At 67.9% G+C, this 15151-nt stretch carries 17 protein-coding genes; 11 read left to right on the forward strand and 6 right to left on the reverse strand.

Going from position 1 to position 15151, the window contains the following annotated elements:
- Positions 1 to 650 (forward strand): amino acid permease (locus tag QH470_RS32245; protein WP_280276158.1); only part of this gene is annotated, 650 nt, incomplete at its 5' end.
- Between the two features lie 63 nt (positions 651 to 713).
- On the opposite strand, the gene QH470_RS32250 is transcribed toward QH470_RS32245, so the two are convergent.
- Complete coding sequence (locus QH470_RS32250; protein ID WP_280276159.1) at positions 714 to 1634, reverse strand: LysR family transcriptional regulator; 921 nt, start codon at positions 1632 to 1634, stop codon at positions 714 to 716.
- A 78-nt stretch (positions 1635 to 1712) separates the two neighbouring features.
- On the opposite strand from QH470_RS32250, the gene QH470_RS32255 reads away from it, so the two are divergent.
- A complete protein-coding gene (locus QH470_RS32255; RefSeq protein ID WP_280276160.1) occupies positions 1713 to 2834 on the forward strand; it encodes an MFS transporter in 1122 nt (373 codons plus the stop codon).
- Between the two features lie 134 nt (positions 2835 to 2968).
- Entirely contained in the window at positions 2969 to 4171 is a 1203-nt protein-coding gene (locus QH470_RS32260; RefSeq protein ID WP_280276161.1) for a cytochrome P450, read from the forward strand.
- Positions 4172 to 4196: 25 nt separating this feature from the next.
- Here the strand turns inward: QH470_RS32260 and QH470_RS32265 are convergent, their stop codons facing one another.
- Positions 4197 to 5279, reverse strand: coding sequence for a Gfo/Idh/MocA family protein (locus tag QH470_RS32265; protein ID WP_280276162.1), 1083 nt, complete (start codon positions 5277 to 5279; stop codon positions 4197 to 4199).
- A gap of 113 nt (positions 5280 to 5392) precedes the next feature.
- On the opposite strand from QH470_RS32265, the gene QH470_RS32270 reads away from it, so the two are divergent.
- Positions 5393 to 5971 (forward strand): TetR/AcrR family transcriptional regulator, encoded by a 579-nt coding sequence (locus QH470_RS32270; RefSeq protein ID WP_280276163.1) that lies wholly within the window; start codon positions 5393 to 5395, stop codon positions 5969 to 5971.
- Positions 5972 to 6046: 75 nt separating this feature from the next.
- Complete coding sequence (locus tag QH470_RS32275; protein ID WP_280276164.1) at positions 6047 to 6907, forward strand: alpha/beta fold hydrolase; 861 nt, start codon at positions 6047 to 6049, stop codon at positions 6905 to 6907.
- Between the two features lie 39 nt (positions 6908 to 6946).
- Here the strand turns inward: QH470_RS32275 and QH470_RS32280 are convergent, their stop codons facing one another.
- Positions 6947 to 7465: a hypothetical protein gene (locus QH470_RS32280; RefSeq protein WP_280276165.1), complete on the reverse strand. Its 519-nt coding sequence runs from the start codon at positions 7463 to 7465 to the stop codon at positions 6947 to 6949.
- 250 nt (positions 7466 to 7715) lie between these two features.
- Here QH470_RS32280 and QH470_RS32285 point away from each other — a divergent pair, with 250 nt between their 5' ends.
- Together QH470_RS32285 and QH470_RS32290 are read left to right on the forward strand one after the other, a co-directional pair.
- Positions 7716 to 8309 (forward strand): dihydrofolate reductase family protein, encoded by a 594-nt coding sequence (locus QH470_RS32285; protein WP_280276166.1) that lies wholly within the window; start codon positions 7716 to 7718, stop codon positions 8307 to 8309.
- A complete protein-coding gene (locus tag QH470_RS32290) occupies positions 8306 to 8719 on the forward strand; it encodes a VOC family protein (RefSeq protein WP_280276167.1) in 414 nt (137 codons plus the stop codon). The genes QH470_RS32285 and QH470_RS32290 overlap by 4 nt, the downstream gene beginning before the upstream one ends.
- 20 nt (positions 8720 to 8739) lie before the next feature.
- Here the strand turns inward: QH470_RS32290 and QH470_RS32295 are convergent, their stop codons facing one another.
- The gene (locus QH470_RS32295) at positions 8740 to 9096 is read right to left on the reverse strand and encodes an MmcQ/YjbR family DNA-binding protein (RefSeq protein WP_280276168.1); all 357 of its coding nucleotides are present in this window, start codon (positions 9094 to 9096) and stop codon (positions 8740 to 8742) included.
- Between the two features lie 78 nt (positions 9097 to 9174).
- On the opposite strand from QH470_RS32295, the gene QH470_RS32300 reads away from it, so the two are divergent.
- Together QH470_RS32300 and QH470_RS32305 are read left to right on the forward strand one after the other, a co-directional pair.
- Positions 9175 to 9642: an NUDIX hydrolase gene (locus QH470_RS32300; protein ID WP_280276169.1), complete on the forward strand. Its 468-nt coding sequence runs from the start codon at positions 9175 to 9177 to the stop codon at positions 9640 to 9642.
- Positions 9643 to 10010: 368 nt separating this feature from the next.
- Positions 10011 to 10220: a hypothetical protein gene (locus QH470_RS32305; protein ID WP_280276174.1), complete on the forward strand. Its 210-nt coding sequence runs from the start codon at positions 10011 to 10013 to the stop codon at positions 10218 to 10220.
- A 5-nt stretch (positions 10221 to 10225) separates the two neighbouring features.
- Here QH470_RS32305 and QH470_RS32310 read toward each other — a convergent pair whose 3' ends face one another.
- Entirely contained in the window at positions 10226 to 10825 is a 600-nt protein-coding gene (locus QH470_RS32310; protein WP_280276170.1) for a TetR/AcrR family transcriptional regulator, read from the reverse strand.
- 80 nt (positions 10826 to 10905) lie between these two features.
- Here QH470_RS32310 and QH470_RS32315 point away from each other — a divergent pair, with 80 nt between their 5' ends.
- Complete coding sequence (locus tag QH470_RS32315; RefSeq protein WP_280276171.1) at positions 10906 to 12114, forward strand: alpha/beta fold hydrolase; 1209 nt, start codon at positions 10906 to 10908, stop codon at positions 12112 to 12114.
- A 688-nt stretch (positions 12115 to 12802) separates the two neighbouring features.
- Positions 12803 to 13516 carry a hypothetical protein gene (locus QH470_RS32320; RefSeq protein WP_280276172.1) on the forward strand — a complete coding sequence of 238 codons (714 nt, stop codon included), beginning with the start codon at positions 12803 to 12805 and terminating at the stop codon, positions 13514 to 13516.
- A 298-nt stretch (positions 13517 to 13814) separates the two neighbouring features.
- On the opposite strand, the gene QH470_RS32325 is transcribed toward QH470_RS32320, so the two are convergent.
- A partial coding sequence (locus QH470_RS32325; RefSeq protein WP_280276173.1) for a CaiB/BaiF CoA transferase family protein occupies positions 13815 to 15151 on the reverse strand: 1337 nt, incomplete at its 5' end.

The raw sequence follows: 15151 nt of genomic DNA on the forward strand, positions 1-15151 counted from the left end.
GGCCTGTTGATCGGCTTGGCCGTCGCGGCGGCGGTCGCGTATTGCAACGCCCCCTCGTCGGCGCGGCTGGCCGCGCGCTACCCGGCCTCGGGCGGGACCGACGTGTACGGGCGCGCACGGCGGGGCGGGTGGGGGGGGTGGTCCCGGCCGCGGTTTGGGTGTGGTGGGGGGGGGGGGGGGGGCGCGGCGCCGCGGTCGCGGCGCTGGGCGCACTGCTGGCGCTGATCCTCGGTGTCTCCCGCACGACCCTGGCCATGGCCCGCGATCGCCACCTGCCGCACCCCTTGGCGGCGGTCCATCCCCGCTTCGGCGTGCCGCACCGCGCCGAACTCGCCGTCGGGGTGATCGTCGCCGCGGTGGCCGCCGTAGCCGACGTGCGCGCGGCGATCGGATTCTCCTCGTTCGCCGTCCTGCTCTACTACGCCGTAGCCAACGCCTCCGCGTACACCCTCACCCCCGCCGAGGGCCGCCCGCCGCGCGCCATACCGATCCTGGGCCTGATCGGTTGCCTCGCACTGGCTTTCACGCTGCCGCTGACCTCGGTGACAACCGGCGCGGCGGTGCTGGCGGCCGGAGCGGCCGTGTACGGCATCCGGCAGCGCGGCGCACATCGGCCGGACAACCACACCAGCGATGTCGGAAAAGAATAGATGCGCGTGCCCGCCGACGATTCCTGGATCATCGGTCTCCGGCGATACCGCACAGAGGGTGTATCACGCGTCGGCGCAGTCGGAACCGTTGGGAGACAAGACATCACCGTTCCAGGCCCGGCGTAGTTCCGCGAGCACGACGTGCAGCGCGGGGCTGTGGTGGCGGCGCGGGTGGGTTACCAGGTGGATGGCGCAGTGGGGGAGGGCGGGGCCGTCGAGGACGGTCAATGTGCCGGCGCGGATTTCGGACTCGGCGCTGATCGCGGGGAGGGCGGTCCAGCCCAGACCGACTGCCGCGCAACGCTTGATGGCCTCGATGCTGCCGAAGCGGGAGTGGCGTCCGGCGGTCGTGCCCGCCGCGGCGAGCTGGGCCGCCACATCGTCGCTGTAGCCGCAGCCCTCCTCGATGAGCAGGGCGTCGCGGGCGGCCAGGTCGGCCCACGTCACCGGGGCGCCGGCACGCTCGCTGTGATCGAGCAGGAGCAACGGCTCCGTGCCGACCCGCTCGAGCGCGAGATGGGTGAGCGGCGGCCGCGGCTCCATGGTCAGGGCGAGGTCGGCAGTGCCGCGGCGCACCGCGTCCAAGGCGTCGCCGACGCCGCCGGGGCTCAGCCGGATCCGCACGTCCGGCTCCCGCTCTCGCACCGCACGGACCACGCCGGGAAGACGGTAGGTGCACAACGATTCCGGCGCGATGATCCGGACCGTGCCGGACGGGCGAGAACCCTTGCCGCCCAGCGCGATTGCCCGGAGTCGATCCTCCGCCGCGAGGACTTCCTCCGCGCGCTCGATCAGCCGTGCGCCGACGTCGGTCACGACCACGCGCGTCGGCAGCCGGTCGAGCAACCGGCTGCCCAGCTGCCGCTCCAACTTCTGCACGTGACCGGTCACCGTCGACTGGGTGAAACCGAGTTCGGCGGCCGCGCCGGTGAAACTTTCCGACCGCGCGACGGCAAGGAAGCTGCGAAGGAGCCGGGTATCCATGGGCTATCGCAATCCGTGATCGCTGGTATCGATACTCATCGTTGGACAGAATACCGAGTCCGCCGAGAGGCTGGACCTGTGCTCGTGTTGCTGGTGGTGACCTTTCTCGCCTTCGTCGATTACGCCGCGCTGCTGCCGGTGGTCCCGCTGTGGGCCGCGTCAGGCGGCGCGACGGGCACGGCGGTAGGAGGCACGACCGGCGTCATGATGGCCGCGACCGTCGCCACCCAGCTGGCCGTGCCGTGGCTGTTCCGGCTCTGCACGCTGCGGACCATGATCGTCGCAGGGGCAGCGCTGCTCGGCGCGCCGACGCCGCTGTATCTGCTCTCCACGGACCTCGCGCCGATCACGGCGATCACGGCCGTGCGCGGCATTGGATTCGCGCTCGTGGTGACCGCCGGGGCGACGCTCGTCGCGGATCTGGCGCCCGGCGGGAAGCTGTCGTCGTCGGCCTCGTTGTACGGCGTAGCCGCCGCGCTGCCCAATCTGGGTGCGCTCGCCGGCGGCGTCTGGATCGCTCGAAGCTGGGGCTTCCCAGTGGTATTCGGGGCGGCAGCGGTCGCCTGCCTGGCCGGTGCGGCGCTGGCCCCGCTGTTGCCCGGCGGGCAGCGCGCGGTCTTCCGGGCCGGATCGGTGGCCGACGGGCGCGCCATCGCCACGCCGGTCGTGCTGTTCGTGGCGACGGCGGCATCGTTCGGTGCGGTGACGACCTTCCTGCCGGTGGAACTGCCGGAGGCGGGGATCGCGGCGTGGGCGTTGCTCGCGGCGTCCGTCGCCCTGGTGTTCGCGCGGCTCGGTGCCGGAGTGATCGGCGATCGATACGGCCCGGGTCGGTTGCTGCGAGGTTCGGTGCTGAGTTGCGCGGCCGGGCTGGCGTTCGTCGCGGCAGCCCCGAGTGCGCCGGTGCTGTCGATCGTCGGGGCGACGCTGCTGGGCGCGGGATTCGGTGCGTGCCAGAACGATTCGTTCGTGCTGACACTGTGCCGGCTGGGCGAGGGGCGCAGCGGCGCGGCGAGCACGATCTGGAACATCGCCTACGACGGCGGGCTGGGGCTCGGTGCCGTCGTCTTCGGCTGGTCCCTCGGCGGCCTGGGTTACACCGGCGCCTTCCTGGGAGCGGGCGGCGTCGTCGCGGTCGTGGTCGCGTTCGCCGGACAGTCTGTGCGGCGGGCCGTTCTCTCCGAACCGCGTCGAGAATGACACTCTCTTTGCAGGAGAAGGTTAGTTGCCGCAAGGTATTGTTGCATTTACACTGAGATCACTTACCCCGAGGCTCGGTGTCGGCTGAATCCCGTCCGCGAACCGAGATGTAGTTCTGCGAGAGGTGAATCTCTGTGACCACCAGCGCGACCAGCGACGTCTACTACGACCCGTACGACGTCCGGCTCAATGCCGATCCCTACCCGATGTTCAAGCGGATTCGCGACGAACTGCCCGTCTACTACAACGAGCAGCACGACTTCTACGCGTTGAGCCGCTGGCAGGACGTCAATGCCGCGCTGCTGGACCACAAGACCTACAGCTCCGCGCGCGGCGCGATCATCGAGCTGATCAAGGCCGACATCACGATGCCGCCCGGCGTACTGATCTTCGAGGATCCGCCGATCCACGACATTCACCGGAAACTGTTGTCGCGCATGTTCACTCCGCGCAAGATTCGCGAACTCGAGGGCAAGATCCGGGAGTTCTGTGCCCGCAGCCTGGACCCACACGTGGGCACGGGGCGGCTGGACTTCATCGCCGACATCGGCGCGCAGATGCCGATGCGCACCATCGGCATGCTGCTCGGCATCCCGGAAGAGGATCAGGAAGCCATCCGCGACTTCGCGAACGAGCAGATGCGCACCGAGGAGGGCAAGCCGATGAAGGCCGCCGAGGAGGGCCTCGTCGGCGGCGACATCTTCGGCGCCTACATCGATTGGCGGGCCGAGCACCCCTCCGACGACATCATGACCGAACTGCTCAATGTCGAGTTCGAGGACGAGACGGGTACGGTGCGGCGGCTGTCCCGCGACGAACTGCTGACCTACGTGAACGTCGTGTCCGGCGCGGGCAATGAAACCACCACGCGGCTGATCGGCTGGGCGGGCAAGGTACTCGCCGAGCATCCCGACCAACGGGCCGAATTGGTCGAGAACCCACGGCTCATTCCCAACGCGGTCGAGGAACTACTCCGATTCGAGCCGCCCGCACCGCATGTCGCGCGCTATGTGACCCGCGACGTCGAGATCCACGGCCGCACGGTGCCGCAGGGCAGCGCCCTGATGCTGCTCATCGGCGCCGCCAACCGCGACGAACGCCAGTTCCCGCCCGACGGCGACGTCTTCGACATTCACCGCGACACTCGCCAGCACCTGACCTTCAGCGTGGGCACGCACTACTGCCTGGGCTCCGCCCTGGCCAGGCTCGAGGGCCGAATCGCCTTGGAGGAGATCCTGTCCCGCTTCCCGCGCTGGGAGGTGGACCTGGACAACGCCAAACTGTCACCCACGTCCACCGTCCGCGGCTGGGAGACAATGCCCGCCAGCACATCCTGATCCGCATCTCGGCCGCGCCGTGTGTTCACTGCGCGATGTGGCGTGCAGTTCCGTCGGCCGCCGATTCTTCGATGGCGGCGAGGAGTCGGTGGTGGCGCAACGCTGTCTCGAAGCTCGGATCGGGTTGCCTGCCTTCGGTAATGGCTTGGGCGACTTCCTGATAGAGGGCCGCGATGTTGGCAGGAATGCCGGATCGCACGCCGGCGGGCACGGTGCGATACGCGTCGGGAACGGTCAGGAGCTCGTCGCCGATCCGGATGTTCCAGTCGCCCCAGTGAATGTATTCCTCGGGCCGAGTCGGGGTAGCGGTCAATGTCGCGTCGCTACCGACGAGCTTCAGGAGGAATCCGTCCCGCGCTGGGCTGGTCCCGCCGTGCACGACGACGACGGCGGCCGCGCCGCCGGCCAGCATCCCGTGCAGCAGTACGTGATCGGGCGTGGCGTTGGGCGCCGTCCGCTCCGTTCCGGCGACCAGCACACGGTCGTGCGTGCGGGGTAACCGCGCGCTGACCTCGATCACAGGGCCCGCGACGCGTTCGAGCGCGGACAAGAATTGACCGGCCATGATGGTCAGGATGTCGGTCCCCTCCGAAGGATCCAGCGCGAACGCCAGGTCCGGCCATATGCTGCTGCCCCCGAAAGGCGCGCCTTCGGCCGTCAGCACGACCGACTCGAGCGTGCCGATCCGGCCTCCGGCCAACAGGTCCGCGACGAAGCGGGCGTTCGGGGAATGCCGGCCTTGGAGAATGACCGCGTGCACCACACCGGCGGCGGAGGCAGCCTCGGTCAGCTCACCGGCTTCCTCGGCATCGATGCCCAGCGGCCACTCCGATACGACATGCTTGCCGGCGTCGAGCGCTGCCCTGATCACGGCGGCATGCCCGGAGGCCCGCACCGAGACGACGACCATGTCGACCTCGGGGTGCGCGACGAGTGCGCGCGAGTCCGCGAAGGCATGCCGTACACCATGCGCGGCGGCCGCGCGGTCCGCGCTGGCCTGGTTGGTGGTCGCCACCGCGGTCACCTCGAACTGCTCGAGCGCGGTGAGCGCGGGCAAGTGTGAGCCGTCCGCCCAACCGCTCGCCCCGACGACTCCGACTCGGATCATGTGCGGTCTCCTAGTTGTGTACCGTTAGGTATGAAACTAGAGGGGCGCGACGCTCTGGCGCAAGAGGTAATGTACCGATAGGTAAAAAACCCGAGGAGAGTACGGAGGACGACATGCCCGGCGGACGCCCACGCTCGTTCGATGTCGACGCCGCACTGGATCGCGCGCTGGAGGCGTTCTGGCGGCAGGGCTACGAGGGCACCTCGCTGACGGACCTGACGACCGCGATGGGTATCAACAAGCCCAGCCTCTACGCCGCCTTCGGCAACAAGGAGGAACTGTTCGGCAAGGTTCTCGCCCGCTACCTCGGCGGCCCGGGCGCCTACGTCGACGAGGCACTGAACGCCGACACCGGCCGCGAAGTCATCGAGCGGCTGATCCACGGCGCTATCGATCTGACCGCCGGCGAGGGCACGCCCCACGGATGCCTGTGCGTCAAAACCGTTCAAGCCTCCGGACCCGAGGCGCACGCCGCGCACCGAGAAGCCGTCGCGGCACGCAAAGCCGGCGAGGTCGCCCTGCGCAAGCGACTCGAGCAGGCCACCGACCTACCCTCCCGTCACGAACCGGCCACCCTGGCCGCACTCGTCCATACCGTCTCCGACGGCATCGCCGTCCAGGCCGCTGCCGGCCGCAGCCGCGCCGAACTACGCCGGATCGGCAGCCTCGCCCTGCGCGCCCTGCTGGACTGAGATGGCTGGACCGATGACTTTCGGCTGAAACTTCCGTCGATACGACTGGGTAGATCGACGGATAGGAGTCCGGATATGGCGAGACCGTCTCGATCGAGCACTTCGGTGCGGGCGAACGGTGTGGATCTGGGTGTCGAAAGCTTCGGCGGCGCGGAGGATCCGCTGATCCTGCTGGTCGGCGGGACGACGATGCTGTCCTGGCCCGACGCGCTGTGCGAGCGGCTCGCGGCGGGCGGGCGGCGCGTGGTGCGCTACGACCTGCGTGACTGTGGTGCGTCGACGACCCTCGACCCGGAAAATCCGGCCTACGACCTGCGGGATCTCGTCGCCGACGCGGCTGCGCTGGTCGAGGTGCTCGGCGCCGGGACCGCGCATCTCGGTGGAGTCGGCGTCGGTGGCATGGTCGCTCAGGTCGCGGCGCTGGACCACCCGGATGTGTTCTCCGCGCTGACCCTCGTCGGCACGCGACCGGTGGCGCCGGGCCCGGTGGACGAGGATCTGCCGGACCACGACTCCGCGGTCATGGGTTCGCTGTTCTCTCACGCGCTGCCGGACTGGACCGACCGGGACGCTGTCGCGGCGTTCGCCGCCGAGGGCGCCGAGTTGCTGGGCAACGATCCGGCGGAGGCGCGGGCGACCGCCGCCCGGATCTGGGACCGGACGCCGTCGAACGATCCCGCTGTGCACCAAGCGAATCAGCTCGGGATGGTGTTCTCCCGCATCGACTGCGCCCCGCGCTGGCGGGGAAGGCTCGGTGAACTCGACGTGCCCACGCTCGTGGTGCACGGTCGCGCCGACCCGTTCTTCCCGGTCGGCAACGGTGCGGCTCTCTCCGCCGAAATCCCCAGGGCGCGACTGCTTGTGCTCGACGAGATGGGTACGGCATTGCGCCACAACACGTCCGACCACGTCGCTGCCGCCATGCTCGTCCTGTAGCCGCCGCCTGGTCGCGCCGGCGTTCGCCGAGAGACTCGTTCAGCCGGCCGACCCGCTGGGGAGACCCAGGAGAGCTTGCAGCGGCGAGGGCGCGGGAGGCTGCGAATTGTCCGGAACCGCACCGGTGTACCGCGCATCCAGAACCGCACCCCTATGGATGTCGCCGGATTCCCAGCGCGGCTGGGGGTAGACGAGGTAGCCGGGACTATCGCTGTAATTCCCCGTGTAGTAGGGCGGGTCCTGCACCCATTTGCCCGGTTCCTGCTCGACGGGGCAGTCCGCGCGCATGCCCGCCCAGTTGTGCGGTCCCACCCAGGTCCGCTGCCCTGGAACCGTGACCCACTCCTGCGTCGCTCCGGGGTTGTGGCAGATCGCTTCCCAGTCGATGCGCTGGGTCTGATCGGTGTCATTGCGGCACACCATTGCCGTACACCAGACCCCGGGCGCGAGCGTCTCGACCTCCGGCCCCGGATCGGCGCCGGCCCGCGTCGCCAGCAGCCCCACCGCCACGACTCCGATCGCCGCAATCCCGACGGCCGTGCTCGCTCGTTGATTCACGTTGTGTCAACTCCTGTCTGGGTTATACCTAGGTGCCGACAATGACAGCGGCGCAGACTTGCGATCGTCTTAACATCGACTTGGGCGTCGCGAAATGCCAGATGACACAGGGGAGTTCGGCGCTACGGCGTCGCGTAGCGGTTATCCCGTTACCTGGGTCGGCCCCACTCGCATGCCTAGGCCGTAGATATCTACGCGACTGGTGACCTTACCGATTCGCGCCCCGTGTGGGCTGGTTAGTGTTTGAGCGATGACGGGAACGAGCGGTCCGATTCGGCTGTACATGTCGATGTCGGTCGACGGTTACATTGCCGGGCCGGACGATCGGCCGGGGCAGGAACTCGGGCGTGGTGGTGGACGCCTTTTCAATTGGCTGGATGATCGGGAATCCGAGGGTCCGAGCGGACAGGTTTATCGGGAGGCGCTGGCGACCGGGGCGGTGATCTCCGGACGTCGGACTTTCGACCTCGCCGGGCGTTGGCAGGGTGATCATCACGACGGGGTGCCGATCTTCGTCCTCACTCGGCATGTGGACGACGATGACGTGCCGCCGGGCCACGCGCGATTCGTCACCGATGTCGAGGATTGCGCTCGTCGGGCTCGCGAGGCCGCCGGGGAGCGGCCGGTCATGGTCCATGGAGCGGGCGCGGCCCAAGCGCTCCTTCGAGCCGGGCACATCGATGAGATGGAGATTCATCTGGTTCCGGTTCTTCTGGGGGAGGGCCGTCGGCTCTTCGACCATCTCGGTGGCGATCGCATCGAACTCGAGCTGGTCCGTCGGCTCGAGGACCGAGATGTCACGCACCTCCGCTACCGCGTGCGCCGACCCGAGGAGGTTGCGTGAAGACGCTTTTCGTCGCCTTCCGCGTGACAGACCTGGACCGCTCGCTCGATTTCTACACCGTGCTGGGTTACGCCGAGCTGGGCAGGGTCGATGGCGGCGGCGGGAGTCGCCTCGTGATCCTGAAGTTCCCGGGCGAACCGGCGGCATCGCTCGAACTGGTCCACCAACCCGGTGGCGGTCCCGTCGACGGGGGCAGCGGCGTCGACCACCTCGCAATACAAGTGGACGCCCTCGCCGCCACCGTGGAACGGCTGACCGTAGCCGGTCTAGAGCCAGGACCTGTCCAGCACCCGGGTGGGCCCAGCGGCCCGATGACGTCGTGGCTCACCGACCCGGACGGCTACCGAATCGAGTTGGTGGAGTGGCCTTCCGGACACGCCGACGGTCTCACCGCCGCAGACTTCTCTTGAAGTACATTCGGGTCTGAGCCTCAGACCCCGTGAGGACGAGCGAGATCATAAGCGCGCGAGAGCTTTTGGGGGACGACCATGCGCCAGGCGTCGACGACGAGCTCTCGCGCCTCGGTCGGGTCCAAGGCCGCGAGGTCGGCGTGAATCCAGTTGAAGCGCATATCCGACGCCGACGGCAGCTGGAACTTGTGCGGCTCGCCGGCGACGAGCGCCGCGCGCTCCTCCTTGGGGAACGCGAAGCCCATCACGGTCTCGTCGAGAGAGAACGCCACGTACACGATCTGCTTGACGCGGAACTTCAACCTGCCACGGACATAGACTGGATACGACCGCTCCAACTCGGTCCCCAGCGAACTGACGTCCTCGATCACCGCCATGCCGGACTCCTGTCTCTCCCGAACTACGACGAGGGCACCACCCGAAATTCATCGGCGCGGTCGATCTAGGTTCATCGGGTGAGCTTCAGAATCGCGGCATATGGTGTCTGCTTCGACCAGGGTCGGGTGTTGCTTTGTCGCCATGTGGCGCAGAGCGGCGACACGACCTGGACGCTTCCGGGTGGTGCCGTGGAGCACGCGGAGGATCCTTTCGACACAGTGACCCGGGAGCTTTTCGAGGAGACCGGCTACGACGGGGTCGTCGAACGCCTGCTGGGCGTGGATTCGAGGGTCGTTCCCGCAGCCGTCGCCCATGCGGGAGTCGACCATCAGAACGTCGGAATCTTCTACAGCGTCCGCGTCACCGGCGGCCGGCTCAGAGCCGAACCGAACGGATCGACTGTCGACCCGACCTGGACTCCGATCCCCGAGGTGGCGTCCCTACGCCGATCATCGCTCGTCGAAACCGGCCTGACCCTGGCTCGAACCCTCCCGGCAACCGGTCATGTCACGTCTACTCCGGTCAGCGGGCTGATTCAGCACTGAACGGCCCCCGAACGCAGGCGCCAGTTGGTGAAGAGGCCGAACGGTACGTCTGCCACGGTGCGCGAACCGCTTGGGTGGTCCGGCTCGCCATCGATGACGACATGGTCGGATGTATTCGTGGACAACCTGATTCCTGGAGGCCGAGTGCAGTCGATGACGGTGTCGGCCGATGATCGGGTTCTGCTTCATGTCGGTGTCACAGGGGACGGCCCGGATGTTGTCGTCTTGTCCGGTGGACCGGGTTACGTGCATTACCTGGAGCATGATGCGCTGGCGCCTCGCGGGTTCCGGCCCTGGTATCCCGAACCACGGGGTGTCGGACGGTCTCAGGGCGGGTGCTGGGCCATTCTTGGGGTTCGGACTTGGCGGTGCGCTACGCGCTACAGCATCCCGACCGTGTGCGAACCGTCGTCGGCATCGCCGGGCACGGATTGCACAAGTATCGAACCTGGTCCAGGGCATACGAGTCCGCGCGGCATCTGGAAGCCGATCTCGGAATCGATTGGGAGCCAAACGTTCACGCGGCGTTGATCGAGTCGTTCGTGCGCGGGTCGACTACGCGGGTCGTGTTCGACTGAAGGCGCTACCGCATTCCGAGGGCGCGGGCGAGATAGGTTGTCCACCAGCGGATCTGGGGATCGTGGCCGGTGGCTTTCCGGCCGGTGAGACCTGCGCTGCGACGGAACGCCGGACCATACACGGACTCGGTGGCGAGGGCTTGGTGGAGGGCGGCGACGGCGAGCCGGGTGTCGTCTATCGGGGTGCCGGCCGGGTCGGGTCGCAGGGCGTGGAGTGCCTCGACGACCGGGTCGAGCATCCCGGCCCGCTCGTCGCGCCACCCGGCGGCGTGCAGCGCTACGCCCAGTTCGCCGTAACCACGGTGGTAGAACTCTGCCAAGACGTCGACCAGTTCGCCGAGATCGGCACCGTGGTCGAGCCAGGAGGACAACACCTCCTGCACTCCCTGGCGAATCTTCCTGCCGCCGTGCCGTAGCAGCGCTTGCAGCAATCCCTCCCGCGTGCCGAAGTGATGGTTGACCCCCGCATCGGTCATGCCGACGCGGGTGGCGACGGCTCGGACCTGTACGGCGGCCGGACCGCCCTCGACCAGGAGCGTCTCGGCCGCCTCCAAGATCAGGCGGCGTGCCTCGTCGGGCGTGCGGCGCACACGCGCATGTGTCATGCGGGCGACTCTACCTTGACAGGTCAAGGCGGTCTCCTTACCCTCTTACGTTGAACTGTCAAGGTAGTGGAGGAATCACCATGATCGACCTCACCGCTCCGCGCGCACGGCGACTCGCCCGCCCCGGGGCAGTCCTGTCCGGGGAGGAGGCCGGCGTAGGGCCGACCTACCTGCTACTTCACGCTGGTGGTGAACGCCGCCGGGTATGGCGGCCCGTCATCGACGTCCTCATCGATGCCGGATGCCGCTGCGTGGCCTTCGATCAACGCGGTCACGGTGACAGCGACGGCGAGCTGCGGGCGCTCGCCCCCTACGCGGACGACGTCGCTGCCATGCTCGATGCCGAGCCGCCGGGGTGCGTGGTCGTCGGCGCGTCCCTGGGCGGGCTCGCCGCGATGGCTGCCGTGGGTGATCCGGCGGTGCGGGCGCGGGTCGCGGGGCTGGTGCTGGTGGATTGCGTGCCCGACCTCGATCCCCATCGTGTTCGCCGCTTCCTCGCCAGTATCCGTGGGCTGCCCGCGAATCCCGAGTTCACCGATGATGCCCTCGCGCACGTGGGATCGCTGCGGCGGGCCATGGCGGAGTTCGGGCGGCCCGTCCTGCTCGTCCGCGGCGGTGCGGGGTCGCCGGTCATTGACGACGACGTCGACCGGTTGTCGGAACTGGCCCCGCAGACCACCGTGGCCCACATCCCAGAGGCCGGACACCTCATCGCACGCGAGCAACCGGTCGCCCTGGCCGAGACCATCGCCGCCGTGACCGCCGACTGGCCGGCGCTGGCACTGCTGCGCGACCTCGGCGCGGGACACATCGATCACCCTGGCGGCAAGCTGCTGGACCACCTTCAGCGGGTGAGTCGGCTCGTCACGACCTGGGGCGCGAACCGGCGTGTCCGCCTGGCCGCCCTCTGTCACGCCGCCTACGGCACCGACGGCTTCCCGCACGCACTGCTGCCGCTCGATCAGCGCACCCGCCTGCGGTCCGCAATCGGTGACGAGGCCGAAGCTCTCGTCTACCGCTACGGTGCCTGCGACCGGAACAAGACCTACCCGCGCCTCGGCGCACCGCAGGTTCCCCTCGCCGACCGCTTCACCGGCGAGACGTCCACCGTGTCCGGCCCCGACCTCGCCGACTTCGCCATCCTCACCATCGCCAACGAACTCGACGTCGCCCGCACCGCATCACTCACCCCCGACACCCGCCGCGACATCCGAACTCTCATCAGCGCATTGGAGACCTACGCGCCCGAGGCCGCAATTCCGGCCTCAGCCGACCCGGCCTTATCTTGAAAGAAATCTCTAACCTGTCAAGCCGACAAATAGTGGCCCGTCCGCTGGCATCACACGTGAACCGCTGTCCGCCAACGTCATTGGAGTATCGAAAGGCTCTCGCCCGTTGACGCCCCGACCAGGATGGTGGATGGCTCGCCTGCCCCAGCCACCATCGCTCGCGGCCACCCCACGCTGGTTCCGCCGCACCCACCGAATGGAAATCGGCAACCGCTGAGCGTTTGAGCACCACTAAAGCGTCTATACGGCTGATGTGCCTCCTGCCGCGACCCGCCTCGCGCGACAGGGGGCACATTCACGTGATCGAATGCCCCACCCGGCCATCACGATTCGCGGACATCGGCCATTCGCGATCATCCTCGGCGGGATGGCCCGGCCTGAGCGGACACTGATCGCGTGCTAGCGGCAGATTTCGCCGTGTAAACGCGATCAGTGACCGGTTAGGCCGGGAGCGGGGGATGGACCCGGCCATCGGGGAGATGAGTGTGTCAGAGAGCGGACAGACTGCCGTGCATACGATATGGCGACGAATTCGGTATGGGTGGTGAGTCGAGGATCAGACCGCGAAGCGTCGAGGTGGCGGAGGAACGCGGCCCTTGGTCCGTAGTGAACGAAACACATTGGCGCCAATCCCGATACTGTCTGTGTCACCCTGGGCGGCAGCCGTCGGGTGATGGAAGGATTCCAGATGTCGTCCACGCGGATCGCCGACCACCACCCATCACGAACGCTGGTGGCCGGTAGCTGGATCGCGATATTCGTACCACTGTTCAGCTTGGGCCTGATGACCGCCGTATTGTTCGCCATCGCGGCCGCCGCGGCACGGTCGCGGACGCTGGCGTTGAGCGCGGCCGGGTACGCAGTCGTCACCGCGATCGTATTCGCGGCGATAGATCGAAGTGACCTGATTTTCGCCATCGCCCTCGTGATTCTGATGTTCGGCGCAGCGGGGCACGCTACGTGGGTACGTCATCGCGTGGTCTGGGCTATCACCCGGATAGCGGAGTCGCATCCACAGCACCGTTCTGCGCTCGCGCCCGCGCCGCCGGAGACGGCGATAGCGGCCGATCCCGCAGTACAAGCGGCGATGCAGCGTCGTACCCGTCGGCAACAGGCACGTCGACTGTTGTCCACCGATCCGAATATGGCGACCGAGCTCGCGATCGGACGCCCGGATCTGCCGCGTGATTTCGACGATGGCGGGCTCGTCGATGCCAACAACGTTCCCGAAGCTGTGCTTGCTCGATTGCCGGGCGTCACCACCGAGATGGCCACGCAGATTGCTGCGGCATCAAGAGGACACACGCTTACCAGCGTCGAAGATCTGGTCGTTTTTGCCGACATACCTTTCGGTCTCGCCGAAAGCCTGCGTGAGTACTTGATCTACCGCGAACGCTGCTGACGTAAGCCTCACCGCCATCACTTCGTTGTCTCAAGGCAAGCCATTCGGTGAGACTACGAGGCTGGCCAGTGTTCGATCTGGTTGAGGCTCGGGGCGCAGAATATGCCTTGTCGGCCGCCGAACGTTGGTGTACCTGCTCGTACGTGAAGGCAATCCGGCGCGCAAAATGGTGAGACTTCTCTCTGGGTAGGCCGGATCCCGGTGGGATGTTCTGGTCTGTGCGGACACTGATCGTGTCGGGATGGCGAATTTCGCCTTGTGGGTGCGGTTGGTGACCGGTGAGGCCGGGAGCAGGTTCCTATTCGGACTTCACGGGTGTGCGGACGACTGCCGGAGTCCCGCCGATGATGCCGTCATTCTCCAGTTGCAGGATCTCAGCCTTGGACAGCCCCAGGCCCGTGAGCAATTCGGTGTTGTGCTGGCCGAGTAGGGGAGCGGGGGAGCGGTGGAACTGGTGGGGGCCTGCGGAGAAGCGGGCGGGGACGGTGCTGTGCCTGGCGGTTTCGGCGACCGGGTGGGAGACCGGTTCGAAGAAGGCGCGGTGGTGCAGTTGGGGGAGCTCGGCCTGGCGGTGGGGTTGCATGACCTTGGCGACGGGAACGCCTGCGGGCCAGAGGATTCGGATGATCTCGTCACTGTCGCGGGTCGCGCACCATGCGGCGAGATGCTCGTCGATCTGCGCATGGTGACGGCGCCGGCCCGCGGCGGAGGACAGGTCTGGCGTCAGTGCCCAGAAGGGATCGCCGAGTGCCTCGCGCAATGCGCGCCACTGCGCGTCCGTCGCTACGGCGATCGCGACCCAGCAGTCCGCCCTGCCGAATTCGTCCGAACCCGCAGCGCGGTACAGGTTCTGCGGCGCGGCCTCCGGCCCGCGGTTACCGTCGCGTTCCAGCAGTGCGCCGTAGGCGGAGTACTCGATCACCTGCTCCGCGGCGACATTGAGGGCGGCGTCCACCATGGCGGCCTCCACCAGCACCCCCCGCCCGGTTTTCCGCCGGTGCTCCAACGCCAGCAGCAGCGCGTTCAACGCGTGCACCCCGGCGTTCGGGTCGCCGATCGAGTAGGGCTCCAACGGATTTCGATCCCGATGCCCGGTGAGCCAGGTCAGCCCGGAGGTGTCCTCGATGATGTACGCGAAGGCGGGATTGTCACGCCAGGGACCGTCCAGGCCGAAGCCGGGCATCCGGACCATGATGGTGTCGGGCCGCAGCTCGCGCAGCGCCGGATAGCCCAGTCCGATCTGTTCCAGCACCCGCGGCGTGTAGTTCTCGACGACGACGTCGCAGGTGGCCGCCAGCCGCTTCAGCAGTTCGCGTCCGCGCTCGGTACGGAAGTCGACCGTCAGGCCCTTCTTGTTGGTATTGAGCCCGGAGAAGATCGGCGACTTCTCCCACCACTGATCCTCCGAGGCGGGCACACCCGCGATCAGCCTGGTGCCGTCCGGCCGTCCGGCGGATTCGACGTGCACAACCTCCGCGCCCAGCATGGCGAGGAAATGCGTGCACGACGGCCCGGCCCAGTACGTCGTCAGGTCCAGCACGCGAAGTTCCCGGAACGGCAAGGGATCCGGGCGCACGCGCGCGCGGCCCCCCCCCGGGGCCCGGCGGGGGGCCCGGGGGACCCGCGGGGTGGGAA

The organism is Nocardia wallacei, from assembly GCF_029868745.1.
Classification (GTDB): domain Bacteria; phylum Actinomycetota; class Actinomycetes; order Mycobacteriales; family Mycobacteriaceae; genus Nocardia; species Nocardia wallacei_B.